The organism is Streptosporangium sp. NBC_01469 (assembly GCF_036227305.1).
GTDB lineage: Bacteria > Actinomycetota > Actinomycetes > Streptosporangiales > Streptosporangiaceae > Streptosporangium.
Window position 1 is genome coordinate 1,982,973 of record NZ_CP109465.1, and the last position, 24,270, is coordinate 2,007,242.

A 24,270-nucleotide genomic window follows, 5' to 3' on the forward strand; every position below is an offset into this window, starting at 1 on the left:
TCACGTCCGAGGTTTCCGGGGTTCCCGTGGTTCTCCGTGGTTCTCCGGGGTTTCCGAGCTCGGACGGGACCGTCACGTACTGGCTAAGATCGGTGCGTACGAGTCTGTTCTGATGGAGGACGGTGACCGAGCCCACGCATCCGGACGGCCGTCCGCGTGACTCCATCGCGGCGGCCGCGATGGCGCTTTCCCGCCTGGGACGCCTGCGTGACCTGCCGGTCATCCTCATGCTGGCGTGGGTGGGCTGGCTGGCCATCCCGTGGCCGTCCAGCGGTCTCGTCCAGGCCCGCAGTACGACCACCCAGCCCCAGGACCGTGACGCGGGCGCGGCCGAGTCGCCGGGCGCCGGTGTCCCGGCCGGTCGGGCTCTCGGCGCGGCGCCTTCGAGCGGCAGGGTGTCGCCCGGTACGGACGTCCCGGCGAGCTGGAGCCTGAGCGCGGTGCCGGCCCGTCCGGCGCTGCTCGTTAAGCCGGTGAGACCGTCGGCGACGGTGACGGGCGCGGATGTCGCGACGGGTGTGGGGGCCGCCGCGACGGGCGCGGGAACCGTGACGACGGGCGCGGGGACCGCCGCGACCGGTGCGGGGACCGCCACGACAAGCGCGGGAACCGTGACGGCGGGTGTGGGGACCGCGGCGACCGGCGCGGAGGCCGCGAGACCGTCCGAACCGGCCGGTGAGGCGGTGCGGGAGCTGATCGCCCTGGAGCGGGCGCGTATCGCGGGAGAGGTTCACGACGTCGCGGGGCACGGCCTCGCGACCATCGCCATGCAGGCCGGGGTCGCCCTGCTCATGTTCGACGAGCGGCCCGACCAGGTCCGCGAGTCGCTGGAGGCGATCCGCTCGACCAGTGTGCGGGCGCTCGACCAGCTCCGCTCCGCGCTCGACCTCATCGACCCCGAGACCTCCGCCGACCACGACCTGCTCCGGTTGGTCGACGGGGTGCGCGCGGCGGGGCTGCCCGTCGACGTCGAGCCTGCCGCGCCGGACGTTCCCGCGCACCTCGAAGGCGTCGTCTACCGCGTCGTACGCGAGTCGCTGACCAACGTCCTGCGCCACGCCGGTCCGACCAGGGCACTGGTCCGCGTCACCGGCGACCCTCGCGCGTTCGTCCTGGAGGTCGCCGACAGGGGGAGCGGTTCCTCGGGAACGGCCGCCGAGGGCCGGGGGCTGGCCGGGATGCGGGTCCGGGTGGCGGAGGCCGGTGGCGCCTTCGGCGCGGGCCCCCGCGAGGGCGGCGGGTTCCGCGTCGTGGCCCGCTTCCCCCGGGTGCCAGGTGAGGCCTTCTCCCGGACGCGGGGCGACGTCCTTCCGCGGGTGCCGGGCGAACCCTGGACGCCGGGCGAATCCTGGACGCCGGGCGAATCCTGGACGCCGGGCAAATCCCGGACGCCGGACGAAGTCACCCCCCGGGCGACGCCGGGTGAGGCCTTCCCCGTACGCCACGTGAAGCCGGGTGGGGCCGTGCCCCGGGAGACCGCGTGACGTCTCCGGGGGGCCCGATCCGTGTGGCGCTCGCCGATGACCAGGCCGTCGTCCGCATGGGGCTGAGGGCGCTCATCGACCGCGAGCCCGACCTGGAGTTCGCCGGTGAGGCCGCCGACGGCGCCGCGGCGCTGCGGCTGCTGGGCGAGACCCGTCCCGACGTCCTGCTGCTCGACATCCGCATGCCAGGCATGGACGGTATCGACACGCTGCGGGCCATCGCCGCCGATCCCGCGCTCAACACCACGCGGGTGGTCGTCGTCACCACCTTCGAGGTCGACCGGTACGTCTTCGCCGCCCTGCAGGCCGGGGCCAGCGGGTTCGTCCTCAAGGACAGCGCCCCCGAGGAGCTCACCCGCGCGATCAGGGTCGTCGCCTCGGGGGAGGCCCTGCTCTCCCCGTCCGTCACCAGGAAGGTGATCGGGCTGTTCGGCCGCCACGACGTCACCCCGGTGGAGGGCCTCGACACCCTCACCCCCAGGGAACGGGAGATGGTCGCCTGGGTGGCCACCGGCCGGTCGAACGACGAGATCGCCGCGGAGCTGGTCATCAGCCCCGACACGGTCCGCACCCACGTCAGCCGGGCCATGGTCAAGCTGCACGCCCGCGACCGTGCCCAGCTGGTCGTCTTCGCGCTCAGGTCCGGGATGACGATCCCCTGAGGAAGCCCCGGTAGTCACGCTGGTCCAGCTGCGCCTCGATCTGCTTCACCGTGTCCAGCCCCACCCCGACCATGATGAGGACGGTCGTCCCGCCGAACGGGAAGTTCTGCTGGGTCGCCGGGTCGCGCAGCACCATGAACGCGATGATCGGGATCAGCGACAGCGTGGCGAGGTAGGCCGCTCCCGGTGCGGTCAGCCGCGAGAGCACGAACCGCAGATACTCCGCGGTGGGGCGTCCCGGCCGGATGCCCGGTACGAACCCGTTGAACCGCCTCATGTTGTCGGCCACCTCCTCCGGGTTGAAGGTGATGGACACGTAGAAGTAGGTGAAGGCCACGATCAGCAGGAGGTACGCCGTGATGTAGACCGGATGGTCGCCGGAGACGAGATAGCGCGCGATCCACGCCGAGACCGGTCCGGTGCCGCCCAGCAGCTGCATCGCCAGCTGCGGCAGGAAGAGCAGGGACGAGGTGAAGATGACGGGGACGATCCCGGCCTGGTTGACCTTCAGGGGGAGGTAGGTCGAGGTTCCGCCGTACATCCTGCGCCCGACCATCCGCTTGGCGTACTGCACCGGGATCCGTCGCTGAGCCTGCTCCATGAACACCACCGCCGCCACCAGGAAGACGCCCGAGACCAGCATGGTCGCCAGGGCGAACGGGCTGAGCAGGAAGATGTTGGACATGTAGGAGGGGAACACGGCGATCACCTGCGTGAAGATCAGGATGGACATGCCGTTCCCGATCCCCCGATCGGTGATCAGCTCGCCCAGCCACATGATCACGCACGTTCCGGCCACCAGGGTGACCACGATCACCGCGATCGTCATCGGGCTCCGGTCGTGCAGCACCTGCCGGTCGCAGTTGGGGAAGATCTGGCCCGAGCGGGCCATCGACACGACGGTGGTGGCGTTGAGCACGGCCAGCGCCACCGTCAGGTACCTCGTGTACTGCGTGATCTTCGCCTGTCCCTGCCGCCCCTCTTTCCTGAGCGCCTCCAGGCGCGGGACCGTCACGGTGAGCAGCTGGACCAGGATCCCGGCGGTGATGTACGGCATGATCCCGAGGGCGAACACCGACAGTTTCAGCATCGCCCCGCCGCTGAACAGCTGCAACATGTCGATGAACCCGCCACGGGTCCCGTTCAGGCACTCCCGCACCGCGACCACGTTCACGCCGGGCGCGGGCAGCATCTGCCCGAACCTGAACAGCGCGATCATCGCCAGCGTGAAGAGCAGTTTCCCGCGGAGGTCGGGCACGCGGAAGGCACGGACGAGCATGGTGGGCATGCGCAGAGTCTGGGCGCGCGGGCGCGGCGGGACATCCGCTCATCCGAGGCTTCGCCGTACGCGAATCCGCGTACTTCCCGGCTCCCCGACCGGATCCGCGATCTCTCTCAGGCGCGCGGTGGCCGTGACGTCGCGAGGCGCCGCTGTTCCTCCTCGACGATCTGGCGGGCCAGTGCCTGTTCGGAGATGTCGATCGCGTCGGGGGTGGACTCGGCCAGGTCGCTGCGGCGGGCGTAGGTGTCGAAGAGCCCGGCCTTGCCACGGAGGATGTCGAGCATGCGCTGGTCGACGCTGTCGGCCGTCAGGATGCGGTGCACCTGGACCTTGCGGACCTGTCCCATGCGGTGGGCGCGGGCCACGGCCTGGCTCTCCGTGGTCGGCTTGACCTGGGGCTCGCAGATGATCACTACGGAGGCGGCCTGCAGGTTGACGCCGATCCCGCCGGCCTGGATCTGGCTGAGCAGCACGGCATGGCCGGGGGCCGCCGTGAACTCGTCGATGACCTGCTGGCGTCGGGCGGCGCCGAGGTCGCCCGAGATCGGCCCGTGGACCCGGCCGCCGGGGTCACCGGCGGACTCCGAGGTACCGGGGCCGCCGAGGGCTTCGTGAACGGCGGTCACGACGTCGCGGAAGTAGGAGAAGACCACGACCTTGAGATCGTTGCCCGCCGCCTCGTCGACGAGTTCCAGCAGCCGCTGGAGTTTGGTCGACGTCTCCGGCACGGCGTAGGCGGCGCGGCGCATCGCCATGAAGTTCCCGCCGGACACGGCCTTCCGGTAGGCGGCGAGATCCGCGGGGCTGAACTCCTCCCACTCGTCCACGTGGACGAGGTCGGGCAGCTCGGTGAGCACGTCCTCCTGGTTGCGGCGCAGGTACACCGGCGCCACCGCCCTGCGGAAGGACTGTGCCCCCGCCGCCCCCGCGGCCCCCGCCGCCCCCGCCACCCCGGCGGCCCCCGCCGCCGCGTCGCCGTTCCGGAGGCCGGGGATCAGATCCGGCCTGAGGTAACCGATCAGGTTGCGGAACTCCTCGACGCGGTTCTCCATCGGGGTGCCGGTCATGAACAGCACCCGGTCGGTACGGCCGCACCACCGGGCGACGGCCTGCGACCGCCGGGCGGCGGGGTTCTTCACGTAGTGGGCCTCGTCGACCACGAGCATCCCGAGCGCCACGTCACCGGGGATCTCCAGCCGGTGCAGGGTGTCGATGGTGGTCACGGCGACACCGCCGGTGCGGACCCACTCCGCCAGGGCCGCGACCCGGTCGGTACCGCGCAGGGAGTAGGCCCTGAGCGTGCTGCGGGTCTCGACCTCGCGTACCCAGTTGATCAGGACGCTGGCCGGGCAGGCCACCAGGAAGTGGCTCTCACCCCGCGCCCTGAGGTGCGCCAGGGCGGCGATGGCCTCGATGGTCTTGCCCAGGCCCATCTCGTCCCCCAGGACCACCCGGCGCTGGGCGAGGGCGAAGCGGGCGCCGAACGACTGGTAGCCGCGCAGGGAGACCCTGCGGTGGGTGTCGTCGAGATCCTGGGCCTTGACCCGCGCGGAGATGTCGTCGGGCAGGAACCCCTCGGAGGCGACACGGTCGGGTTCCGTGGCCGCGATCTCGGCGAGCAGGTTGTAGTACTCGGACGCGCGGAGTTCGAAGTCGACCCACGCCTCGATGCCGGACACCGGCGGGCGCAGCAGATCCACGGAGGCCTGGCTGAAAAGCAGTGCCGTGTCGGACGCGTTCGCCTCCGCGATCACGTCCCCGATCCGCGCGACGGCCTCCTGCGCGCGGTGACGGCCTCCCCGGCCCGCGAGGAGCATCCGCAACCACCCGCGAGCCGGTTGCGCGGCGGGCAGGAGCGAGGCCAGCCTCTCCTCGATCCTCCGCGCGGCGCCGCCCGCGCGCGGCAGGTCGGGGCCGGCGTTCACCAGCCGGTTCAGCGCGATCAGCAGGGCCGTGGTCTCGTCGTCCTGCCGGTCGACGTCGATCCGCAGCGCCACCGTCTCCTCCACCGCCTTGGCGATCTGCCCGGCGGCGGCGTGTGCCTGTCTCGCGTTCCACGATCCGACCCCGGGGAGCAGCTGGAGCGCGTACGGCGTGGTGTCCAGGATGTCCAAGATCGTCTGGTAGCCGGCCTGTTCGAAGGGCCTGAGGCGCAGCCGCCCCACGGTGACGTCCTTCAGGCGCGCCAGGGGAATCGACCCCAGTTCCTCGCGTGCCAGGCGCGTGCGCATGGAGGACAGCGCCCGCTGGGCGTCGGCGCGCGCCCGCGCGTCATCGGCGAGCAGCGTGCGCGCGTGGGACAGGAGGCGACCCGCCCTCAGGAAGAGGGTCCTGACCTGCCTGGGTGTGGGTGCGGCGCCCTCCCGCCCGACTTCGCCCAAGCTCTCGTCCCTCCCGTCACGGCCCGATCGCGCTGGTTCACCGTCGTCGGCCGCCCGGCCGATCGCAGTAGTTCACCGTTGCCAACCGCCCGGTCGATTGTCAACGACCGGCCAGGCCGGACACGGCGTCACAGCCCTTTGCCCGGTGACGAGCCGTTCATGGGTGTCGGGGAGAACCCGATGGGCAGGCCGGTCGGCCCGGTGCCCGCGGGTCCCCCTTCCGGCGGCGGGCGCGTACGGACCCACGGGTGCGGGAGCCCCGGTCCCACCGCCCGCCGAGCACGGGCCGGGGCCGATTGTCGGTGGTGCCTGGCAGAATCCGCATGCCTCTGAACGCGAACGGCCGAAAGTGAAGTGAGAGAGATGCCGGAGCGAGGAAACGCGCCGCTGGTACGGCTCGATCCGTGGGCGGAGACCGACTTCGACCTGCTGCGTCGGATCAACGCGCCGGAGATGACCGAACACCTGGGAGGCCCGGAGACCGAGGAGAAACTCCTCGAACGTCACAGACGGTATGTCGACATCGTCGGGAAGGGGACCGGCCGCATGTTCAGCATCGTCCTGCTCGCCGATCTCCAGCGGGTCGGCAGTATCGGATACTGGGAACGCGTCTGGCACGACGAGACCGTGTACGAGACCGGCTGGGGCGTTCTACCGGAGTTCCAGGGCAGGGGCATAGCGGCCGCGGCGGCCCTGGCCGTCGTCGCCAGGGCCAGGGCGGAGCGGACGCACCGGTACGTTCACGCGTATCCCTCCGTCGACAACCCCGCGTCGAACGCGATCTGCCGGAAGGCCGGGTTCCAGTTCGTCGCCGAGTGCGACTCCGAATACCCGCCGGGAAACGCCATACGGTGCAACGACTGGCGCGTGGACCTCACCGCGGAGACGTGAGACGGTCTGCTCGGGTGAGGCCGGGGTGCGAATCCGTAATAGTGCACCTTCGACGGTGAATGTGTATTCCTCCGCAGAAGGAAGTGTCGACTGTTTCTAGTGTCCGTGGTGTCCGAACGGCAACACCCCCACACCACCGCACAGGAGCATGACGATGAGCACGACGCGCACCCTTCTCGCCGGAGCGGCCCTGGCCGCCTCCCTGCTGGCCGGTGTGGCCGCGGCCCCCGCCGCCTCCGCCTCCACCGCCGGTACCGCCTCGGCCGCCGCCACGCAGCAGGCGCAGACCTCCAGCAAGCACTTCTTCGGCCCCTACTACTCCGGTTTCGGCCGCGGCGAGGACTTCGGCCACCGCTCCTACTTCAAGGGCTACTGGACCAAGGACAACGGCCGCTACTGGTTCTACGGCGACCTGTTCGACCGTGACCGCGACCGCTCCTACAGCTACGTGTGGTTCAAGTGGCACGACCGCTTCGGCTCGCACACCAAGGTGTTCAAGACCTTCGGCCACGGCGACATCGACCACTTCGGCGGCTTCAAGAAGAGCGACGGCTTCGACGACTTCAAGATCCGCGTCTGCGAGGGCACCGACAAGTTCGACGACTGCGGTCGCTGGGGCGACGCCTTCTGACCCATCTCGCTCCATCACTCGGGCGACGCCTTCCGAACCGTCCCACCTCATCACTCAGGGCGACGCCTTCCGAACCACCCTGCCCACTCCGCGCGATCACTGACATCGGCCCGCCCGAGCAGCGGGCCGTGTCAGGGCGCGGTCGTCCGGTCGGCGAGAGATCCGGCCTCGTCGGGTGTCAGGTCGCCGCCGCGTTCGAACCGGGACGCGAAGTCGTTCTCGCCCAGCGCGTCGCGCGTTCTCGCCGTGATCCTGTCGGCGTCGTCGCGTTCGGCGGGTGCCGCGCCGGGCTTACCGCGATCGGGTCCCGTCGCGTTCGGCGGGTGCCGCGCCAGGCCTACCCGCGATCGGGTCCCGTCGCGATCGGACCTACCGCGACTCGGCGGCCACCGGAGTCTCCCGGTGGAGTCCCGCGCCGGCCCCGCCGCGCCCCCGCAGGCCGAACGCGATGACGGCCGCCCCGACGACGGCCATCGCGACCGGGATCACCAGGGCCGTGCGGAAGCCGTCGAGTTCGGTGAGGAGAGAGCCACCGGCCCCGGTGGCGGCGACGTTCACGGCGGTCACCGCCGACAGGCCGAGCGCCGCGCCGAACTGGAACGAGGTGTACAGCAGGCCACCGGCGAGTCCCTGCTCCTCCTCGGCCACGCCGTCGGTCGCGGCGATGGTGAGCGGCCCGTACGTCAGGGAGAAGGCGAGCCCAAGAATGATCATGGTCGGGAACATCGCCGCGTACGTCCAGTCGAGGCCGATCGGCAGGAACAGCGCGTAGGCCACGGCGGCGAGGCACAACCCACCGAGGATCACCCGGACGTTGCCGAAGCGGTTCACCAGGCGCGGGGTGAGGGTCGGCGCCAGGATGGCGTCGATGCCGACCACCAGCAGGGCCAGGGCCGCCTGCAACGACGACCAGCCGCGCAGTTCCTGCAGGTAGAGCACGACGAGGAACTGGAACCCGAAGAAGGAGCCCGCGAACAGCAGCGCGCCGAGGTTGGCGCGCACCAGCGGGCCTGAGCGGAGGATGCCCAGGCGCACCAACGGCGAGGCCGACCGCCGCTCGATCGCCGCGAAGACGGCGAGCAGCACGATCCCGACGGCGAGAGCTCCGGCCGTCCAGACCCATCCCGCGGCGGGGTCCTCCAGCCGGACGACCGCGAACACCAGCACCATCATCGCCCCGGTCACGGTGATCGCTCCGGCCAGGTCGAAGCCCCCCCGCGCCTGAGGGGGCGAATCGTCGCCCCTCGGAATGAGGAGGAGTGCGGCGACGAGGATCGCGGAGGCCATGATCACCGGGGCGAAGAACACCCACCGCCAGCTGATCTCGGACAGCAGGCCGCCGACGACGAGGCCGAGGGAGAAACCGGCCGCCGCCGTACCCGCGTAGACCAGGAGGGCCTTGTTGCGCTGCGGGCCCTCGGCGAAGTTCGTCGTGATGATGGACAGACCGGCGGGTGCCATGAACGCGGCGGCCACCCCTGTCACGAAACGGGCGACGACGAGGATCCATCCCTCGGTCGCGAACCCGCCCAGACCCGAGAAGACGATGAACACGCCGAGCCACAGCAGGAACATCCGCCGTCGGCCGAGCAGGTCGGCGGCCCGCCCGCCCAGCAGCATGAAACCGCCGTAGCCGAGCACGTACGAACTCATCACCCAGCTCAGCGCGCCCGTGCTCAGGTCCAGGTCGGAGCGGATCGACGGCAGGGCCACGTTCAGCATCGCCACGTCGATCCCCTCCAGGAAGATCGCACCGCACAGCACGAGCAGCACACCCCAGGCGCGCCCGCTCATGCGATCCGATGGTGGGGACAGTGGTGTGGACACGAGACGACTCCTTGGAGAGAGGCAGGAACCGCGGCCGGTTCTTGCGCGCCGTTACGGTTCCCTCTTGTAAGTAGTCGCATCATGCGGCACCATCGATGACCATGGAAGAAGGCACTTCGAAGTCACCGAGTTGCTGCCCTGATACCGACGACGCCTACGACGCCCGTCAGTGGGACACCCGGGAGGACTGTGAGGTCCGCCAGATCCTCGACCGGGTCGCGGACAAGTGGTCCCTGCTCGTCATCGCGCTCCTCGACAGCCGTACCCTCCGCTTCACCGAGCTGAGCCGCGAGATCGACGGCGTCAGCCAGCGCATGCTCACCGTCACCCTGCGCCATCTGGAGCGGGACGGCCTGGTGCGCCGCACTGTGCACCCCGTCGTGCCGCCCCGGGTGGACTACGAGCTCACCCCCCTCGGCGTGACCCTGCACGACACCATCCAGTCACTCGTCACCTGGACGGAGCGGCACCAGAACGAGATCGCCGCCGCCCGCGTGGGCTACGACGCCCGTGCGGAGACCGCGCCGGCCGCGAAGGGGATCGCCCCTTCGGCGAGGGGCGGGTACGGCATCGCGCGGGCGGCGGCCGGGTCCGGCGCCGTGACGAGGGACGGCGCGCGGGCGGCGGCACGCGGCGTCACGGAACGCGAGGCGGCGGCGATTCGCGGTCACGAAACTCCGCTCGCGTCACCACTACGTAACGAAACTCAACCTTCGGTGCCGCTACGTAACGGAACCCGGGTCGCGGCGTCGTCGCGTGAGGAGAGCCGTCCCGGCGCGGACCTCTCGCGGTGCGAGGTGTGCGGCGACCCGATCCGTGCCGCGCGTACGGGCCGCCCCGCCCGGTTCTGCGGCACGGCGTGCCGCCAGAAGGCACACCGCCGCCGCTCCCGCGCCACCCTCCGGACCTCCGGCTGATCCGCTCCTGCTCCTTCTCCCGGAAGGGACACGACCCTCGGCGCCGCCCTCCGGATCGCTGACCAACCTGCCCCGCTCCTCCCGGCGTGGTCCTTGCCCCTGGCCCGACCGGCCCGGTTTTCGCCCCCGGCCCGATCCCGACGTGACCCGCGACCCTGGCCCCCGACTCCCAACCCCAGGCTCACGGACGGTCGTGAGACGGGTTTCGCAAGGACGGGCAAAGGCATGGCCAAGGGATCCGTGTCGTGCTCCCCAACCGGTGCCGCAGCGTGTCTGCTGTCCAGCAGTAATGGCACTGCTTACCTGGAGGGTCGGAGATGAGGAAGTTGCTTCATGCCGGTGTGCTCGCGCTCGGCGTGCTCACAGCCGGATGCGGCGGCGCCGACGACGGGGGCACGACCGAACCGATGGTCGCGGACCAGGTCAAAGCGTCGCCCACCTCGCCAGAAACCCCCACCTCGCCAGAATCCCCTACCTCGTCCTCGCCTGCGACCAGAGCCAAGGTCGACCTGGGTGAGACGAAGATCGGAAAGGTTCTGGTCGGAGAGGAGGAGCACACGCTCTACCTCTTCAAGAAGGACAAGGACGGGAAGTCGTCGTGTTCCGACGCCTGCGCGCAGGCGTGGCCGCCGTACATCACGGACGGGAAGCCGGAGGCGGGCGAGGGGGTCAAGGCCGACCTGCTCGACACCACCGAGCGAGACGACGGCACGACGCAGGTGACCTACAACGGCCATCCCCTGTACTACTTCGCCACGGACACCGAGCCGGGCGATATCAAGGGGCATGACGTCGAGGGCTTCGGCGCCAAGTGGTACGCGGTCGGCGCCAACGGGAAGAGGGCGCGCGACTGAGCCGATCCGGGAGGGACGCGAGCGGCCCGCTCGTGAACCCGGGACCTGGGAACGCGGGACCTGGGACCTCGGGACCTGGGACCTCGGGACCTGTGAACCCGGGACCTCGGGGCCTGTGAACCCGGAAGTGCGAGTCGGAGGCGGCGTGCGCGTCGCCACCCACGGGCACCGGATTCCACCCGGGGTGGTCTCGGTCCGCGGACCGAGACCACCCCGGACGGTGCTCGCCCGCGCCCCATGACCCTCCGTCCCTCCGCGACCCCGCCGCTTCGGCCCACGGCCTTCCGCCGCTCCGGCCCGCAAACCGTCGTGCCCCGCCGCTTCGGCCCACGGCCCTCAGCCGCTCCGGTCCGCGAACCGCCGCGCGTCCGGCGGCCCGGGTGCGGCCTCGCCGGGCACGGCTCGCGGTCAACGCGTCAGGTGGACTCCCGGATGACCAGCTCCGTGGGCAGGATCGTCGACGACACGGGACCGCCGTCGATCTGGCGGAGAAGCAGGCGCACCGCCGCCCGTGCCTGATCCTCCCTGGGCGCGCGTACCGTGGTGAGCGCGGGCACGGCGTAGGAGGCGGCCTCGATGTCGTCGAACCCCGCGATCGCGACGTCGTCGGGCACCCGTCGCCCCGACTCGCTCAGCACTCGCAGGGCGCCGATCGCCATCAGGTCGCCCGCCGCGAAGACCGCGTCGAGCGCCGGGTCGTCGTGCAGGAGCTGGCGCATCGCGTCCGCGCCCGAGGCGAGGGTGAGGTCGCCGACGGCGATGATCGACCGGTGCCCGGTGTCACGCAGGGCCTCGCGGTATCCCCTGAGCCGTTCCTGCGCGGTGACCGCGTCCGGGGGCCCGGAGATCGCGGCGATCCGCCGCCGTCCCCGGGCGAGCAGGTGCCTGACCGCCAAGGAGGCGCCGCCCACGTTGTCGATGTCGGCGTACGGGGTCTGCGTCGCCACCGCGGGCCTGCCCAGCGACACGACGGGGATGCCCGTACGGGCCAGCGCGGCGGGCAGCGGGTCGGTGCCGTGCGCCGACACGAGCACCACCCCGTCGACGTGTCCCGAGGCGGCGTACTGCTCCACCCGGAGCCGTCCGGCCGCCGAGTCGGCGAGCATGAGGGTGACGCGCTTGCCAGACTCCTCCAGCTCCCGGGTGGCCGAGCGGACGGTCGCCGAGAACAGCGGGTCGTCGGCGCGGGCCTCGGTTGAGGAGCCGGAGACGACCAGCGCGATCGAGTCGGTGCGCCGGGTCACCAGGCTGCGGGCCGCCGAGTTGGGGACGTAGCCCAGCTCGTTGACGGCGTGCATGACGATGGCGCGGAACTCGTCGCTGACCGTGCCCTCACCGTTGATCACCCGGGAGACGGTCGACCTCGACACGCCCGCGCGGGCGGCGACCGCCTCCAGGGTGGGGCGTCTGGCGCGCTCGCGGTGCAGCCCGTTGTGCCGGATCACCTCGCGGTACCACAGCGCGCTGTCCTTGGGCAGCCGCCGCTGCGTCTCGAAGTCGACGTGCACGATCCCGAAGCGCTTGTTGTAGCCCTCGGCCCACTCGAAGTTGTCCAGCAGCGACCAGACCAGGAAGCCGCGCAGGTCGGCACCGGTCTCGATCGCGGCGTGCGCGGCCCTCAGGTGGCTCTCGAAGAAGGCGGTCCTGTCGGCGTCGTGCACGCGGTCGCCCGCCACCACGTCGTCGAACGCGGCGCCGTTCTCGGTGACGAGCAGGCCGACCTCGGGGTAGTCACACGAGAGCCGCGTGAGCAGCTGGGAGAGCCCGGTCGGCACGATCGCCCAGCCCATCGCCGTCGTCGGGGCGTGGGTGCCGCTGAACAGGATGTCCTCGCTGCCGGGATAGGCGGCGTTGGCCGGCTCGCCCGGCTCGGACCGTACGACGCAGGGGGTGTAGTAGTTGATCCCGAGCAGGTCGACGGGCTGGTTGATCGTTTCGAGGTCGCCGTCGCGGATGTGGTCGATCCCGCCCATGCGCTCCATGATGGCGAGCACCGGGTCGGGATACTTCCCGCGCAGGGCGGGGTCGAGGAACTGCCGGTTGATGAGGCAGTCGATCCGGTTCACCGCCTCGGAGTCCTCGGCGGACGGGACGAGGTCGGGGTCGCTCACCTGGCCGGGCGTCATCACCGGCGTGAGGTTCAGGGTGAGGGCGATCTCGCTCGCGCCCGCGTCGCGCAGCACCCGGGCGCCCAGCCCGTGGGCCAGCAGGAGGTGGTGGGAGGCGCGGAAGGCCTCCGCCGCCGACGCGCGGCCCGGCGCGTGGATGCCGATGCCGTACCCCAGCACCGCGGACACCCACGGCTCGTTGATCGTCATCCACGTCCCGACGCGGTCGCCGAGCCGGTCGTGCACGATGCGCGTGAAGTCGGCGAAGCGGTACGCCGTGTCGCGGTTGGTCCACCCGCCCCGGTCCTCCAGCGCCTGGGGGAGGTCCCAGTGGTAGAGCGTCACGTAGGGCGTGATGTCTGCCGCGAGCAACTCGTCCACCAGCCGGTCGTAGAAGCCGAGCCCGGCGGCGACGGCGGGCCCGGAGCCCGACGGCTGGATCCTGGGCCACGCCACCGAGAACCGGTAGGCCCCGAGGCCCAGCTCCGCCATCATCCGGACGTCGTCGGCGTAGCGGTGGTAGTGGTCGCAGGCCACGTCGCCGGTGTGGCCGTCGGCGGTCCTTCCCGGCGTGTGGGAGAACGTGTCCCAGATCGACGGGCCACGCCCCCCGTCTCGCGCGGCGCCCTCGATCTGGTACGCGGCGGTGGCCGCCCCCCAGACGAAGTCCGGGGGGAAGGCCAGGGTCTCGCCCTTGGCCGAGATGGTCGTTGCGGTCATCCTTCGAAAACCCCCGTTGGTTCTCGCGACTGCCGGGACGCGCGGGGCGGTGGCGGGGTCGCCGTCGTCCCGGTCGGTGAAAGCGTCCTACCGACATCATGAGCATGGTCGTGGCCTGGCGTCGAGAGGGTTTCCCAAACGCGTGGGCGCGCTCCCACCTCACTCGCGTTCATGATCGGCGACAGAGTAGCCGATGCCACCGACAGCGGGGACGGCGAAGGGGGCGGGGAACCGGTCGCCCTCCACCACGCCGGTGAGTGGGTGACGTGAAGGGCAGGTCGGCGCCGGACGTGAGTGCGGGGCCGGCGAGCACGCCTTGGAAGAGCCGGGCGACTCCGCGAGTTTTCGGCGGGACGTCGGGCCGCTGCCTGTCGCCGGCCGGAAATCAGACTTTGGTCGGGGGTGGTGGTGGCCGGTCGTCGGATCTTTCCGGGGCCGGGGCTTTCTAGGTTCTTCCCATGAAACACAAGCTCACCTCCCTGGCGGCGGCGGTCGGCCTGGTCTCGGCCCTCGCCGCGACTCATGCCGCGTGGGCCGCGCCACCCGCCACCGGGCTGACCTCGGCCGCCGTCGACGCCTACCTCGACAAGACCATGGAGTCCACCGGACTGCCGGGGATGTCCGTCGTCGTGACCCACCGGGGCGAGATCGTGCACGCCGGTGGATACGGGCGCGAGTCGGACGGCGAACCGGTCACCGCGAGGACCCCGATGCGTGTCGCCTCGGTCAGCAAGTCGTTCACCGCCATGGCGGTCATGACGCTGGTCGACGACGGCAGGATCTCGCTGGACGAGCCGGTCGCCAGGCAACTGCCGGAGTTTCGCATGGCCGATCGGCGCGCCGCCGGGATCACCGTGCGGCAACTGCTCAACCAGACCTCGGGCCTGTCCGACACCACCGTCGACATCGGCGCGACGCAGGCGGCCACGTCGCTCGCCGGCTACGTGTCCGCGCTGGGCACCGGCACGCTGGCAGCCGACCCCGGTACACGTTGGGAGTACTGCAACGTCAACTACGACGTGGCCGCCAGGCTGGTCGAGGTCGCCGGCGGACGGAGCTTCGGCGACTACATGGAGCAGCGTGTCTTCGGCCCGCTCGGCATGACGGGCAGCGCCGTCGGAGACCGCGTCGTCAGGCCGTCCGAGGGATTCAACTCGGTGTACGGCGCCTGGGTGGCGCGCCCCGAGCTGCCCGGCTTCCGCGACGGCGGTGCCGGCGGCGTCGTCACCAACGCCGCCGACATGGGCAGGTGGCTGATCAACCAGACCGGCGGCGGGGAGCGACTGGTGACGCCGGAGAGCCTGAGGACCATGCACACGCCGTCCACGGTGCGCGACTACGGCATGGGCTGGGGCGAGGAGAGCGTGGGCGGCACCAGGCTGCTCGTGCACTCGGGCAATCTGTTCACCTACACCGCCGTGGAGGCGATCGCCCCGGACACGGGGTACGGCTTCGCGGTCATGACCAACGGTGCCGCCCTCCACGACGACACCTACGACGTGCTCACCGGCCTCGTCGCGATGAGCCGGGGCGGCACGCCCGACGTGCCGGGCGGCGGTCGGCAGACGTTCGAGCTGGTCCTGGGGCTGATCGCGCTGGCGGCGGCGGGCCTGGGGGCGCTCGGCGTGCTGCGGTCTCGCCGCTGGGCGAGCGGGAGGGCAGGGAGCCCCGGCCGGCGGATCGGGCTGCGGTTGGCGTCGGTGCTGCTGCCGGTCGCGCTGTTCGCCGGGTATCCGTGGCTGATCTCCTTTCTCATGAACGGCCGGACGGTCACCTGGGAGCAACTCACCTACTTCGCCGCACCGATGACGATCACCTTCGCGGTCGTGGCCGCGGCGGGGGCCGCCACCGCCGCGATGCGGCTGGCGAGGCTGCGATCGGTAGTGTCGACCAGGTGAGGAACGGCGTGATACTGGCGGTGATCGCGGAATCCGCCCTGATCAGCGGGTTGCACCTCGACAGTATCCCGCTGTGGCGGCAGCTTCTCTTCGTGATACTGGCCGTGGCCGCCTACCTGCACGGACGCCACCTGCCCGTACGGCGAGGCTGGCTGCTCCTGACCGTTCTCGCGATGCCCGGGGTCGTCTACGCCGTGCCGGACTTCGCGACCGGGGCCGGCGCGCTGACGGCTCTCGGCCTCTTCGTGGTGCTGCCGTGGCTGGCGGGTCGTTTCCAGCGGCAGCAGGCCGACCTGCTGGAGGCGGGCCGGGAGCGGGTCGCCCGGCTCAGGCGGGAGCGGGAGTTCATCGCCGAGCGCGTCACCCTTCGCGAGCGCGCCCGTATCGCCGAGGACATGCACGACTCGCTCGGCCACGAACTGGCGCTGATCGCCCTGCGCGCCGGAGCCCTGGAACTGGCCGCCGATATGACCCGGCGGAACCGGGAGGCGGCGGCTCAGCTGCGAGCCTCCGCGGTCACCGCGACCGACCGGCTCCGCCACACCCTCGGGGTGCTGCGCGAGAGCGGGGCCGTTTCGACCGAGCCGCCGGACGAGTCCATCGAGGCGCTGGTGGACCGCGCGTGTGGTGCCGGAATGACGGTCGTCCTCCACCGTGCCGGCGAGCGGGCGCCCCTGCCGCCGCTGGTGGACAGGGCCGCGCACCGGGTGGTGCGGGAGTCGCTGACCAACGCCGCCCGTCACGCCCCGGACGCGGACGTGCTCGTCCGCGTCGAACGGACCCGCGACACGGTCACCGTCACCGTGTCCAACTCCGCCGTCCGTGCCATGCCGGGGCCGGGGCTGGGGCCAGGGCCGGAGCCGAGGCCGGGGCTGGGGAGCGGCGGGAGCGGGATCGCGGGTCTGCGCGAGCGAGTGCGGTTGCTCGGGGGCACACTGCAGGCCGGCCCCCATGACGGCGGGTTCACCGTGACGGCGCGATTCCCGCTCGACCAGGAGAGGGGCCCGCTCGATCGGGAAGGATTCCCGCCCGATCGGGAGGGGTTCTCACCCGGCAGGAGAGGAGACGAGGAAAGCCGATGATCCGGATAGTGCTGGCCGACGACGAGGCCATGATCCGAGCGGGGGTGAAGGCGATCCTGGCCACCGACGAGGGCATCGAAGTGGTCGCCGAAGCCGCCGACGGGCGCGAGGCGATCGAGCTGGTGCGCGCGCACCGGCCGGACATCGCGCTGCTGGACATCCGGATGCCCCGCCTCGACGGCCTGTCCGCCGCGGCCGAGCTGCGCGTCACGATGCCGGAGGTCGCGGTCGTCATGCTGACCACGTTCGACGAGGACGAGTACGTCTCCAGGGCGCTCGACGAGGGGGCCAGTGGCTTCCTGCTGAAAGCCGCGGACCCCCGCGAACTGATCATCGGGGTGCGCGCGGTCGCCGACGGTGCGGCGTACCTGTCGCCGAGGATCGCGCGGAAGGTCATCACGCAGTTGAGCGGCGGCAGGCTCTCCAGGGCGGGGGTGGCACGTGGGCACGTGAGGTCGCTGACCGCGCGGGAGCGCGAAGTGCTGGCACTCGTTGGCCGGGGCATGTCCAACCACGACATCGGCCGCGAGCTGTTCCTCTCGCAGGGCACCGTCAAATCCCACGTCAGCGCCATCCTGCTCCGGCTCGGCCTGAACAACCGCGTCCAGGCGGCGATCATCGCCTACGAGGCGGGGCTGGTGCCGGGGGACGCCTGAGCGTCGTCCGGCGCGCCCGCCGTCTCCCGGGACGGCACAGATCGGCGGACACGTCGTTCTCGGGGGCTCTCGGGGGCTCTCGGGGGCTCTCCGGGGCCGGGGAGGATCTCTCGGCGGCCGTTCTCAGGCGCCGGGAAGTCTCAGCATGCGATCGACCAGCTGGCGGTGATGGGCCAGGAAGCGTTGCCGCGCCTGCGGGTCGGCGGAGACGGAGCGGTCCGCCTCGGCGATCGTCTCGCCGTGCAGGAACCCGTACACGCTCCAGATCAGCGTACGGATCATCAGGCCCAGGTCCACCTGGTCGTCGATCAGTCCGGCCCTGGCGGCGGAGCGCAGCGCGTCGCGGGTGAAGTTGATGAGGGGGACCGAGTAGATCCGCTCCAGGTCGGGGATGTCGGCGGCGTCGCCGAGCCAGCGGTGCATCCACAGCGCGGGGATCTGCGGGCTGGTGAGGCAGAACTCCAGGTAGCGCTCGGAGAGTCCGTACATGGCGGCGGCGACCCCCTGGGGATCGGCGGCGGGGAGCGCGCTGAGCGCGTCCTCCACGACCGCCCGTTCCGCCCGGCTGGCGTGGTCGATGACGACGAGGTAGAGGTCGTGTTTGTCACCGAACCGCCGCTGCACCCAGCCCAGGTCCTCCCCGGCCGCCTCCGCTATCCCCTGGAGTGACGTGCCGTCGTAACCGAACGCCGCGAAGAGCCGCGTCGCGATGTCGATGACCGCTCGGCTCTGTGGGTCGTCGGCGGGAATCATGACTCGATTCAAGTCCTCCGCGCGGGCGGAGACGCCCCGGCATTGGTTTTGACCTGGTCAAACCTGTGTGCGCAATGCTCCGCCCCGCCCAACCCCGCCCTGCTGGGAAGGCGGGGACGATCCCCATCGCGTCGTGTTCACGGGATTCACAGGATTCACGAAACTCACGGAACTCGCAGGACTCACACGGAACCGGCGGGCCTCGCGGGCCTCGCGGAGCTCACGGGCCTCACGGGCCTCACGGAGCTCACGGGCCTCACGGGCCTCACGGAGCCTCGCGGGACGGGAGGCGGCGGGTCAGGACGGGAGGATGCTCAGCTCGCCCATCCCGGTCAGGGCGGTGATCCGCCGTGGGGCGGCCGGGTCGCGCCGCACCTCGACGATCGCGTTCCCGGTGCCGGTCCGCACGTCGTGGCCCTCCTGATTCCCGGTGCCGGTCCGCACGTCGTAACCCTCCCGGTACTCCTCCCCGTCCGGCACCGTGACCCTCACGTTCCCCGCGACCCTCACCACGGCGCTGACGTCGCCCGGCGGGACCGTGAACCCCAGCTCGACGTCTCCCGTGCCGGTCTCGACGTCGGCCCCGGTGGACCCGAGGCCGGTGCCGATCACGTTCCCCGTCTGCGCCCGTACCCGCAGCGCGCCCTCCGTGCCGTCCACGATCACGTCGCCGGTGGTAGTGGTGAGTTCCAGGTCACCCTGGACGCCGCTCACCGACACGGTTCCGAGGCGGCGGGACACCGCCTCGACGTCGGTGGTGGCGGGCACGCGCAGGATGTAGTCGGCCTGGCAGACGGGGCCGCCGGGACTGTCGCCGCCGAGGCAGTGGACGTCGAGCCTGAGCGTTCGCCCGTCCCACTCCTCGGTGACCACCGGCCGGTCCAGGGTCCAGAAGAGCGTCCGCTCCAGGTCCAGCCGCTTCGCCGCTCCCGGCACGACCGAGATGTTGACGTAGCCCGTGCTCTCCACGACGATCCCCGGCACGGTGAACGCCCGGGACTGCATCGTGGTCTCGATGGTCCGGCGGACCGTCATGATCTCGGCCCACGCCGCCAGGGCGGTGAAGGCCACGGCGAGCGCGGTGAGCGTCCCGCCGGTGATCAGCCAGGCGATCCGGGCGTTGTTTCGTATCGGCATGTCTTCAAACCTTCAGGAATCGCAGGACGGCGAGTACTCGGCGGTGGTCCTTGTCGGCGCCGGAGAGGTCGAGCTTGGTGAAGATGTTGTTGATGTGCTTGCCGACCGCGCTCTCGGACACCACCAGGGCCTCGGCGATCCCGGTGTTGGAGCGGCCCTCCGCGATCAGTGAGAGCACCTCGTGCTCCCTGCGGGTCAGCCGGTCCAGCGGGTCGCTGTGCCTGCGCAGCAGCAGCTGGGCGACCACCTCGGGGTCCAGGGCGGTGCCTCCGGCGGCGACCCGGCGCAGCGCGTCGAGGAACTCCTCGACGTCGGCCACCCGGTCCTTGAGCAGGTAGCCGACCCCGCTGGTCGCGGTGGACAGCAGCTGGGTGGCGTAGCGCTCCTCGACGTACTGGGAGAGCACGAGGATCGCGAGCGCGGGCCGCTGGCGGCGCAGCACGAGCGCCGCGCGCAGGCCCTCGTCGGTGTGCGAGGGCGGCATCCGCACGTCGGTGACGACGAGGTCGGGGACGTGCTCGTCCACGGCGCGCAGCAGCCCCTCCGCGTCGGACACCGCGGCCACGACCTCGATGCCCGCCGAGCCGAGCAGGCGGACGAGCCCCTCTCTCAGCAGTACGGAGTCCTCGGCGAGCACTACGCGCACGGTAGCTCCACTCTGATCGTCGTCGGCCCGCCGAGCGGGCTGTCGACGTACAGGATGCCGTCCACGGAGCCGACCCGGCGGGACAGGCCGCGCAGGCCGGTCCCCCGCTCCGGGTCCGCGCCGCCGTGGCCGTCGTCGCTGACGGCCACGTGGAGGCGGTCGCCGAGGCGGGTGACGGTGACCTCGGCGCCGGACGCCCCCGCGTGCTTGGTGATGTTGGTCAGCGCCTCGGACACGACGAAGAACGCCACCGCCTCGACCGTGGGGGAGGCCCGCTCGGAGATGTCGACGCTCAGCCGTACGGGGAACGGGGCCCGCGCGGCCAGGCCGGACAGTGCCGCGTCCAGGCCCTGGTCGTTGAGTACGGCCGGGTGCAGCCCCCGGACGAAGTCGCGCAGCTCCTTCAGGGCCTGCTTGGCCTCCTCGTGCGCCTGGACGATCACCTCGCGGGCGGGTTCCGGCAGGTCGGTGAGGGTGGCGCGGGCCATGCCCAGGTTCATCGCCAGCGACACCAGCCGCTGCTGGGTCCCGTCGTGCAGATCCCGCTCGATGCGGCGGCGCTCGGCGTCCGCGGCGTCAACCACCTCGGCGCGGCTCTCCCGCAGCGTCTCGACCCGCTGGACCAGCTGGTCGCTCAGGCTGGGGCCGAGCAGGGCCTCGGCGGCGATCACATCCAGCACCGCGAACCCGCGGGCCACCCACGGCCCCGCGACGAGCAGGGCCCCCGAGACGAGGACGAACGCCACGCTCCGCCCGCTCTCCTCCATCGCCCAGTACCGCACGGCGAGCCCGGCGGTGACCAGGCCGCCCGCCCAGGCCCCGACGACCGAGACGGCACCGACGCCGCTGATCAGCGGGGCCAGCAGGTGGTACCCGAGCCGGCGCCAGGTGCTCCGTGTCCTGGCCTCCTGGAGCAGCCGCCTGAACGGGTTCATGCTCAGGGGGCGGTGTGGGACCGGGAGGATGTCGACGCCGAGGAAGGCGGCGAATCGGGACCGCTGCACCAGGGTGAGCAGCCGGACGACCCAGAAGAACAGCAGCAGCGCGATCACGGGGACCACCACGGTCCACACCAGCAGCACCGACGCCGTCACCAGCGCCGAGATCGCCGCCACGCCCAGCAGGGCGATCGGCGCGCCCGTCACCAGGTGCGCGGTGCGAAGCCAGGCCCGCGCGGACCAGTGCGCGCTGATCCTCTCCCAGGGGGTGGTCATCTCGATGGCGGTCATAGGACCACCGTAGGGATCGTGGCGACCCGGACACAGGGGCGAGGTATCCCGGAAAAAGGTGAGGAAAACCCCACCCCCGCGCGGGCCGGGGGTGACGGCGTCGGCCGCGAGCCGCGTCGCGGTGACCCCACCCCCGCACGCGGGCTGGGGGTCTGCTGACCCTGCGCGCTGTTGACGAAGGCGGACCCCACTCCCCGCATGCGGTCAGGGGTTCCGCGCCCCGCTGTACGACCTTACCTCTTACGAGGTAAGACGATATTTGCCAACTTCACCTATTCTTGGGGAATGGTCCCCCTCGAACATGTCGAACGGCATGGCACGGGGTGGGCGACAGGCCGACCGCCTCCCGGTCGGGCCATACTCCCCGGCCTCCCTGGCACTGTCGATCCTCCCCGGCTTCTCGCCGACGACCCGATGTCCCATCCCCTGACCTACCCCGGCCGCCTCCCCCCGGGGGCGGGGCTGCTGGCCGACGACCGCTTCCTGCCGATGTCCGAGGAGGCCGGTCCCCTCGGCGGCTGGCGGGTCCGGTCCGGGAGCCGGGAGGCACGGCTGGCCGACCACCTGGCGGGCCTCGGCGCGGGGCCGCTGGAGGCGCGCCACCCGGTGGTCGCGGTGGGTTCCAACGCCGCGCCGGGCCAGTTGCGCCGCAAGTTCGCCGCCGCCGGGATCCGGCCCGTCGTCCCGCTCACCCCGGCCACCGTGCACGGCGTCGCCCCGGGGGTGTCGGCGCACGTCAGCAGGAACGCCTACCTGCCCGCCGCGCCCATCAGAGTGCCGGGGTCGTCGCTCCTGTTCGTGGTGTGGGTGGACGACACCCAGCTCGCCGCGCTGGACGCGACCGAGCCGAACTACCTCCGGCTCCCGCTGCCCCCGCACTCCTTCCCCGTGACCCTCTCCTCCGGGGAGGCGCTTCCGTCGTGCCACGTCTACGCGGGCCAGCACGGATGCCTGGTGGACGAGGAGGGCGAGCCGCTGCGTCTCGCTCCCCAGCCGGAGCTGATCGGACGCCTGCTGGCGCGCTCGGTGAAACTGCGGCGCCTGTTCGGGCGGACCCCGGAGGAGTTCGTGACGAGGGCGCGGCAGGACGACGGGACGCGGGAGGCGGCCCACGCGCTGTTCCGGAGCGACGGGCTCGCCGACCCGGGAGCCGGGCTCGCCGGAGAACTGTCGCGCTACACCGCGTGGTCTTTTGGATAACCCCAATGGGGGTAGTCATGGGTTATAAATAGAGGCGACCTGAACGCGGCCCATCGAAGGGACCGTCTCCGTGAAGCGCGTGCTGCTGCTGGCGACCGGTGACACCATCGCCCACTCCTACGCCCCCGGCCGCCCGGGTGTCTCCTCCGGTGCCGAGCTCCTGCGGGCACTCCCGCCCGGCGCGGTCACCGCGGACGTGGTGGCCGAGGACGTGATGGCGGGGCCCAGCTGGGACATGTCGCCCTCGACCATGCTGGAACTGGCCCGCAGGGCGCGCTCGGCCATCCTGGACCGCGGATTCGACGGCGTCGTGATCACTCACGGCACCGACACGCTGGAGGAGACCGCGTACCTCGTGGACCTGCTCGCGGGCCGGGCGGCGGAGCGCGGCGCCATCGTGCTGACCGGCGCCGTACGCCCCCTGGACGAGCTGTCCCCGGACGGCCCGCGCAACCTCGCCTCCTCCATCGTCGTCGCCGCCGACGGCGCGCCGAGCGGTGCCGGGGCCGTCGTATGCGTCAACGACGAGATCCACGCGGCCCGCTGGGTCGCCAAGATCGACGCCACGAGCGTCGCGGCGTTCTCGTCGGCCCCCTTCCCCGTGCTGGGCCGGGTGGTCGGCGGCCGGGTCGAGACGCTGGCCGCCCCACCGCCCCGGCCGCCCGCGTTCGGGGGGGATCCGGCGTCGGACGTCGCCCTGGTCAAGACCTACCCGGGGATGAACCCCGTGCTGCTCACCGCCGTCGTGGACGCCGGCGCCCAGGGCGTCGTGCTGGAGGGGACCGGCCTGGGCAACGTGCCGGTCGAGCTCTTCACGACGATCGCCGAGCTGACGGAGTGGGGGATCCCGGTGGTCGTCGCGTCGAGGTGCCGTACCCACGCGGTCCCGCTCGACGAGATGCGCTTCGGCGCGGGGCTCGCCACGCACGTCGGGGCGATCGGGGCCCGTGGCCTGGCGCCCTCGAAGGCGCGGTGCGCGCTGATGGTCGCCCTGGGGACCGGCGGGATCGACGCCGTACGCGACTGGTTCCGCAGGCTCTGACGCTCCGAGAGCCAGGCTCTGACGTTGCGTGAACCAGGTTCCGACGCTCCGAGAGCCAGGCTCCGACGCTCCGTGGGGCGATTTACGGATAGGTAAAAACCGCGAAAAGGGGAGTATCCCCGAGCTGTGCGGGCACGTCGGTGGAGTTCGTGATCCGGCGAAGGGCTGGGGAGGCCTTCGCCGGATCACCCCCCTCCTCCCCGTCCCGGTCCCCACGTGGTCCGACGTGGCGTGCCGGCCGCGACCCGACGCGGCATGCCGGCCCCGGGGGGACCGGGTGGGCCGGCCGCCCGGAATGATCAGGCGGGAATCGAGATCCCGAGGCCGCCGCGGGTCTCGGCGCCGTACCGCTCCTTCTCCCTGGCGATGTCGAGGGGTTTGATGCCGGAGCGCCCGCTCAGCACCTCCTCGGTGAGAAGGGCGGCGGGGACCAGCCAGGAGACCTCGAACTCCAGCCCGTCGGGGTCCTTGGCGTACAGGGCCTTGGTGGTGGAGTGGTCGGAGGCGCCGACGAGGGCGTCGAGCTCGCCGAGCTTGAGGGCGATCCGCTCCAGCTCCGCGAGGGTGTCGACCTCCCAGGCCAGGTGGTAGAGGCCGACGGTCGAGCGCCCGGCCCCCGAGGGGCCCGCCTGCGCGCCGATCTCGAAGAGGCCGAGGTCGTGGTCGTTGCTGGATCCCGATGCCTGCAGGAAGGCGGCGCCCGGCATCTCCATGACCACCCTGAAGCCGAGGGCCTCCCGGTAGAAGGCGACGCTGCGTTCGGCGTCGCGCACGAAGAGAACGGCGTGGTTGAGCCGCTGGACCGGCATGGTTCCTCCCAAAAGCTTGAACTCTCAAGTAGATTACCCCCGCTTGCTTGAGAGTTCAAGT

General features: G+C 71.6%; 20 protein-coding genes. 11 read left to right on the forward strand and 9 right to left on the reverse strand.

The window, feature by feature from the left end; genetic code table 11:
- Nucleotides 1–122 precede the first annotated feature (122 nt).
- Together OG587_RS08995 and OG587_RS09000 are read left to right on the forward strand one after the other, a co-directional pair.
- Nucleotides 123–1,484 (forward strand): sensor histidine kinase, encoded by a 1,362-nt coding sequence (locus OG587_RS08995; RefSeq protein WP_329088620.1) that lies wholly within the window; start codon nucleotides 123–125, stop codon nucleotides 1,482–1,484.
- Nucleotides 1,481–2,146 carry a response regulator transcription factor gene (locus OG587_RS09000; protein ID WP_329088621.1) on the forward strand — a complete coding sequence of 222 codons (666 nt, stop codon included), beginning with the start codon at nucleotides 1,481–1,483 and terminating at the stop codon, nucleotides 2,144–2,146. Before OG587_RS08995 ends, OG587_RS09000 begins: the two co-directional genes overlap by 4 nt.
- On the opposite strand, the gene secY is transcribed toward OG587_RS09000, so the two are convergent.
- Complete coding sequence (secY, locus tag OG587_RS09005) at nucleotides 2,121–3,434, reverse strand: preprotein translocase subunit SecY (protein WP_329088623.1); 1,314 nt, start codon at nucleotides 3,432–3,434, stop codon at nucleotides 2,121–2,123. The genes OG587_RS09000 and secY overlap by 26 nt on opposite strands.
- Nucleotides 3,435–3,541: 107 nt before the next feature.
- Nucleotides 3,542–5,809, reverse strand: coding sequence for a DEAD/DEAH box helicase (locus OG587_RS09010; protein WP_329088625.1), 2,268 nt, complete (start codon nucleotides 5,807–5,809; stop codon nucleotides 3,542–3,544).
- Between the two features lie 363 nt (nucleotides 5,810–6,172).
- Here OG587_RS09010 and OG587_RS09015 point away from each other — a divergent pair, with 363 nt between their 5' ends.
- Both OG587_RS09015 and OG587_RS09020 read left to right on the forward strand, forming a co-directional pair.
- Entirely contained in the window at nucleotides 6,173–6,700 is a 528-nt protein-coding gene (locus tag OG587_RS09015) for a GNAT family N-acetyltransferase (RefSeq protein ID WP_329088627.1), read from the forward strand.
- 154 nt (nucleotides 6,701–6,854) lie between these two features.
- The gene (locus OG587_RS09020; RefSeq protein ID WP_329088629.1) at nucleotides 6,855–7,331 is read left to right on the forward strand and encodes a hypothetical protein; all 477 of its coding nucleotides are present in this window, start codon (nucleotides 6,855–6,857) and stop codon (nucleotides 7,329–7,331) included.
- A 369-nt stretch (nucleotides 7,332–7,700) separates the two neighbouring features.
- Here OG587_RS09020 and OG587_RS09025 read toward each other — a convergent pair whose 3' ends face one another.
- Nucleotides 7,701–9,125 carry an MFS transporter gene (locus OG587_RS09025; protein ID WP_329088631.1) on the reverse strand — a complete coding sequence of 475 codons (1,425 nt, stop codon included), beginning with the start codon at nucleotides 9,123–9,125 and terminating at the stop codon, nucleotides 7,701–7,703.
- Nucleotides 9,126–9,259: 134 nt separating this feature from the next.
- Here OG587_RS09025 and OG587_RS09030 point away from each other — a divergent pair, with 134 nt between their 5' ends.
- Nucleotides 9,260–10,075 carry a winged helix-turn-helix transcriptional regulator gene (locus OG587_RS09030; RefSeq protein ID WP_329088633.1) on the forward strand — a complete coding sequence of 272 codons (816 nt, stop codon included), beginning with the start codon at nucleotides 9,260–9,262 and terminating at the stop codon, nucleotides 10,073–10,075.
- A gap of 317 nt (nucleotides 10,076–10,392) precedes the next feature.
- Nucleotides 10,393–10,929 (forward strand): COG4315 family predicted lipoprotein, encoded by a 537-nt coding sequence (locus OG587_RS09035; protein ID WP_329088635.1) that lies wholly within the window; start codon nucleotides 10,393–10,395, stop codon nucleotides 10,927–10,929.
- Between the two features lie 416 nt (nucleotides 10,930–11,345).
- Here OG587_RS09035 and OG587_RS09040 read toward each other — a convergent pair whose 3' ends face one another.
- On the reverse strand, nucleotides 11,346–13,757 hold the full coding sequence (locus OG587_RS09040) for a GH1 family beta-glucosidase (protein ID WP_329088636.1): 2,412 nt from the start codon (nucleotides 13,755–13,757) through the stop codon (nucleotides 11,346–11,348).
- Nucleotides 13,758–14,215: 458 nt separating this feature from the next.
- On the opposite strand from OG587_RS09040, the gene OG587_RS09045 reads away from it, so the two are divergent.
- From OG587_RS09045 to OG587_RS09055, 3 genes are read left to right on the forward strand one after another with little or no spacing between them, the layout of a single operon-like run.
- Nucleotides 14,216–15,655: a serine hydrolase domain-containing protein gene (locus OG587_RS09045; RefSeq protein WP_329088638.1), complete on the forward strand. Its 1,440-nt coding sequence runs from the start codon at nucleotides 14,216–14,218 to the stop codon at nucleotides 15,653–15,655.
- Nucleotides 15,652–16,737: a sensor histidine kinase gene (locus OG587_RS09050; RefSeq protein WP_329088639.1), complete on the forward strand. Its 1,086-nt coding sequence runs from the start codon at nucleotides 15,652–15,654 to the stop codon at nucleotides 16,735–16,737. Before OG587_RS09045 ends, OG587_RS09050 begins: the two co-directional genes overlap by 4 nt.
- Entirely contained in the window at nucleotides 16,734–17,393 is a 660-nt protein-coding gene (locus tag OG587_RS09055) for a response regulator transcription factor (protein WP_329088641.1), read from the forward strand. Before OG587_RS09050 ends, OG587_RS09055 begins: the two co-directional genes overlap by 4 nt.
- 123 nt (nucleotides 17,394–17,516) lie before the next feature.
- Here OG587_RS09055 and OG587_RS09060 read toward each other — a convergent pair whose 3' ends face one another.
- The 4 genes from OG587_RS09060 to OG587_RS09075 all read right to left on the reverse strand — a co-directional run bounded on the left by OG587_RS09060 (nucleotide 17,517) and on the right by OG587_RS09075 (nucleotide 21,158).
- Nucleotides 17,517–18,146 carry a TetR/AcrR family transcriptional regulator gene (locus OG587_RS09060; protein WP_329088643.1) on the reverse strand — a complete coding sequence of 210 codons (630 nt, stop codon included), beginning with the start codon at nucleotides 18,144–18,146 and terminating at the stop codon, nucleotides 17,517–17,519.
- Nucleotides 18,147–18,443: 297 nt separating this feature from the next.
- Nucleotides 18,444–19,283 carry a hypothetical protein gene (locus OG587_RS09065; protein WP_329088645.1) on the reverse strand — a complete coding sequence of 280 codons (840 nt, stop codon included), beginning with the start codon at nucleotides 19,281–19,283 and terminating at the stop codon, nucleotides 18,444–18,446.
- Nucleotides 19,284–19,287: 4 nt separating this feature from the next.
- A complete protein-coding gene (locus OG587_RS09070; RefSeq protein ID WP_329088647.1) occupies nucleotides 19,288–19,929 on the reverse strand; it encodes a response regulator transcription factor in 642 nt (213 codons plus the stop codon).
- A complete protein-coding gene (locus tag OG587_RS09075) occupies nucleotides 19,920–21,158 on the reverse strand; it encodes a sensor histidine kinase (RefSeq protein ID WP_329088649.1) in 1,239 nt (412 codons plus the stop codon). The genes OG587_RS09070 and OG587_RS09075 overlap by 10 nt, the downstream gene beginning before the upstream one ends.
- Before the next feature lie 414 nt (nucleotides 21,159–21,572).
- On the opposite strand from OG587_RS09075, the gene OG587_RS09080 reads away from it, so the two are divergent.
- Both OG587_RS09080 and OG587_RS09085 read left to right on the forward strand, forming a co-directional pair.
- A complete protein-coding gene (locus tag OG587_RS09080) occupies nucleotides 21,573–22,358 on the forward strand; it encodes a hypothetical protein (protein WP_329088651.1) in 786 nt (261 codons plus the stop codon).
- A gap of 70 nt (nucleotides 22,359–22,428) precedes the next feature.
- On the forward strand, nucleotides 22,429–23,400 hold the full coding sequence (locus OG587_RS09085; protein ID WP_329088653.1) for an asparaginase: 972 nt from the start codon (nucleotides 22,429–22,431) through the stop codon (nucleotides 23,398–23,400).
- A 299-nt stretch (nucleotides 23,401–23,699) separates the two neighbouring features.
- Here the strand turns inward: OG587_RS09085 and OG587_RS09090 are convergent, their stop codons facing one another.
- Nucleotides 23,700–24,209 carry a VOC family protein gene (locus OG587_RS09090; RefSeq protein WP_329088657.1) on the reverse strand — a complete coding sequence of 170 codons (510 nt, stop codon included), beginning with the start codon at nucleotides 24,207–24,209 and terminating at the stop codon, nucleotides 23,700–23,702.
- Nucleotides 24,210–24,270 lie beyond the last annotated feature (61 nt).

Excerpts from the sequence above, each read along its gene's own strand:
- OG587_RS09040 (WP_329088636.1), bottom strand. The coding sequence starts at position 13,757 with ATGACCGCAACGACCATCTCGGCCAAGGGCGAGACCCTGGCCTTCCCC.
- OG587_RS09055 (WP_329088641.1), top strand. The coding sequence starts at position 16,734 with ATGATCCGGATAGTGCTGGCCGACGACGAGGCCATGATCCGAGCGGGG.
- OG587_RS09060 (WP_329088643.1), bottom strand. The coding sequence starts at position 18,146 with ATGATTCCCGCCGACGACCCACAGAGCCGAGCGGTCATCGACATCGCG.
- secY (WP_329088623.1), bottom strand. The coding sequence starts at position 3,434 with ATGCCCACCATGCTCGTCCGTGCCTTCCGCGTGCCCGACCTCCGCGGG.
- OG587_RS09030 (WP_329088633.1), top strand. The coding sequence starts at position 9,260 with ATGGAAGAAGGCACTTCGAAGTCACCGAGTTGCTGCCCTGATACCGAC.
- OG587_RS09020 (WP_329088629.1), top strand. The coding sequence starts at position 6,855 with ATGAGCACGACGCGCACCCTTCTCGCCGGAGCGGCCCTGGCCGCCTCC.
- OG587_RS09015 (WP_329088627.1), top strand. The coding sequence starts at position 6,173 with ATGCCGGAGCGAGGAAACGCGCCGCTGGTACGGCTCGATCCGTGGGCG.
- OG587_RS09075 (WP_329088649.1), bottom strand. The coding sequence starts at position 21,158 with ATGACCGCCATCGAGATGACCACCCCCTGGGAGAGGATCAGCGCGCAC.
- OG587_RS09045 (WP_329088638.1), top strand. The coding sequence starts at position 14,216 with ATGAAACACAAGCTCACCTCCCTGGCGGCGGCGGTCGGCCTGGTCTCG.
- OG587_RS09065 (WP_329088645.1), bottom strand. The coding sequence starts at position 19,283 with ATGCCGATACGAAACAACGCCCGGATCGCCTGGCTGATCACCGGCGGG.
- OG587_RS09035 (WP_329088635.1), top strand. The coding sequence starts at position 10,393 with ATGAGGAAGTTGCTTCATGCCGGTGTGCTCGCGCTCGGCGTGCTCACA.
- OG587_RS09090 (WP_329088657.1), bottom strand. The coding sequence starts at position 24,209 with ATGCCGGTCCAGCGGCTCAACCACGCCGTTCTCTTCGTGCGCGACGCC.
- OG587_RS09025 (WP_329088631.1), bottom strand. The coding sequence starts at position 9,125 with ATGAGCGGGCGCGCCTGGGGTGTGCTGCTCGTGCTGTGCGGTGCGATC.
- OG587_RS09080 (WP_329088651.1), top strand. The coding sequence starts at position 21,573 with ATGTCCCATCCCCTGACCTACCCCGGCCGCCTCCCCCCGGGGGCGGGG.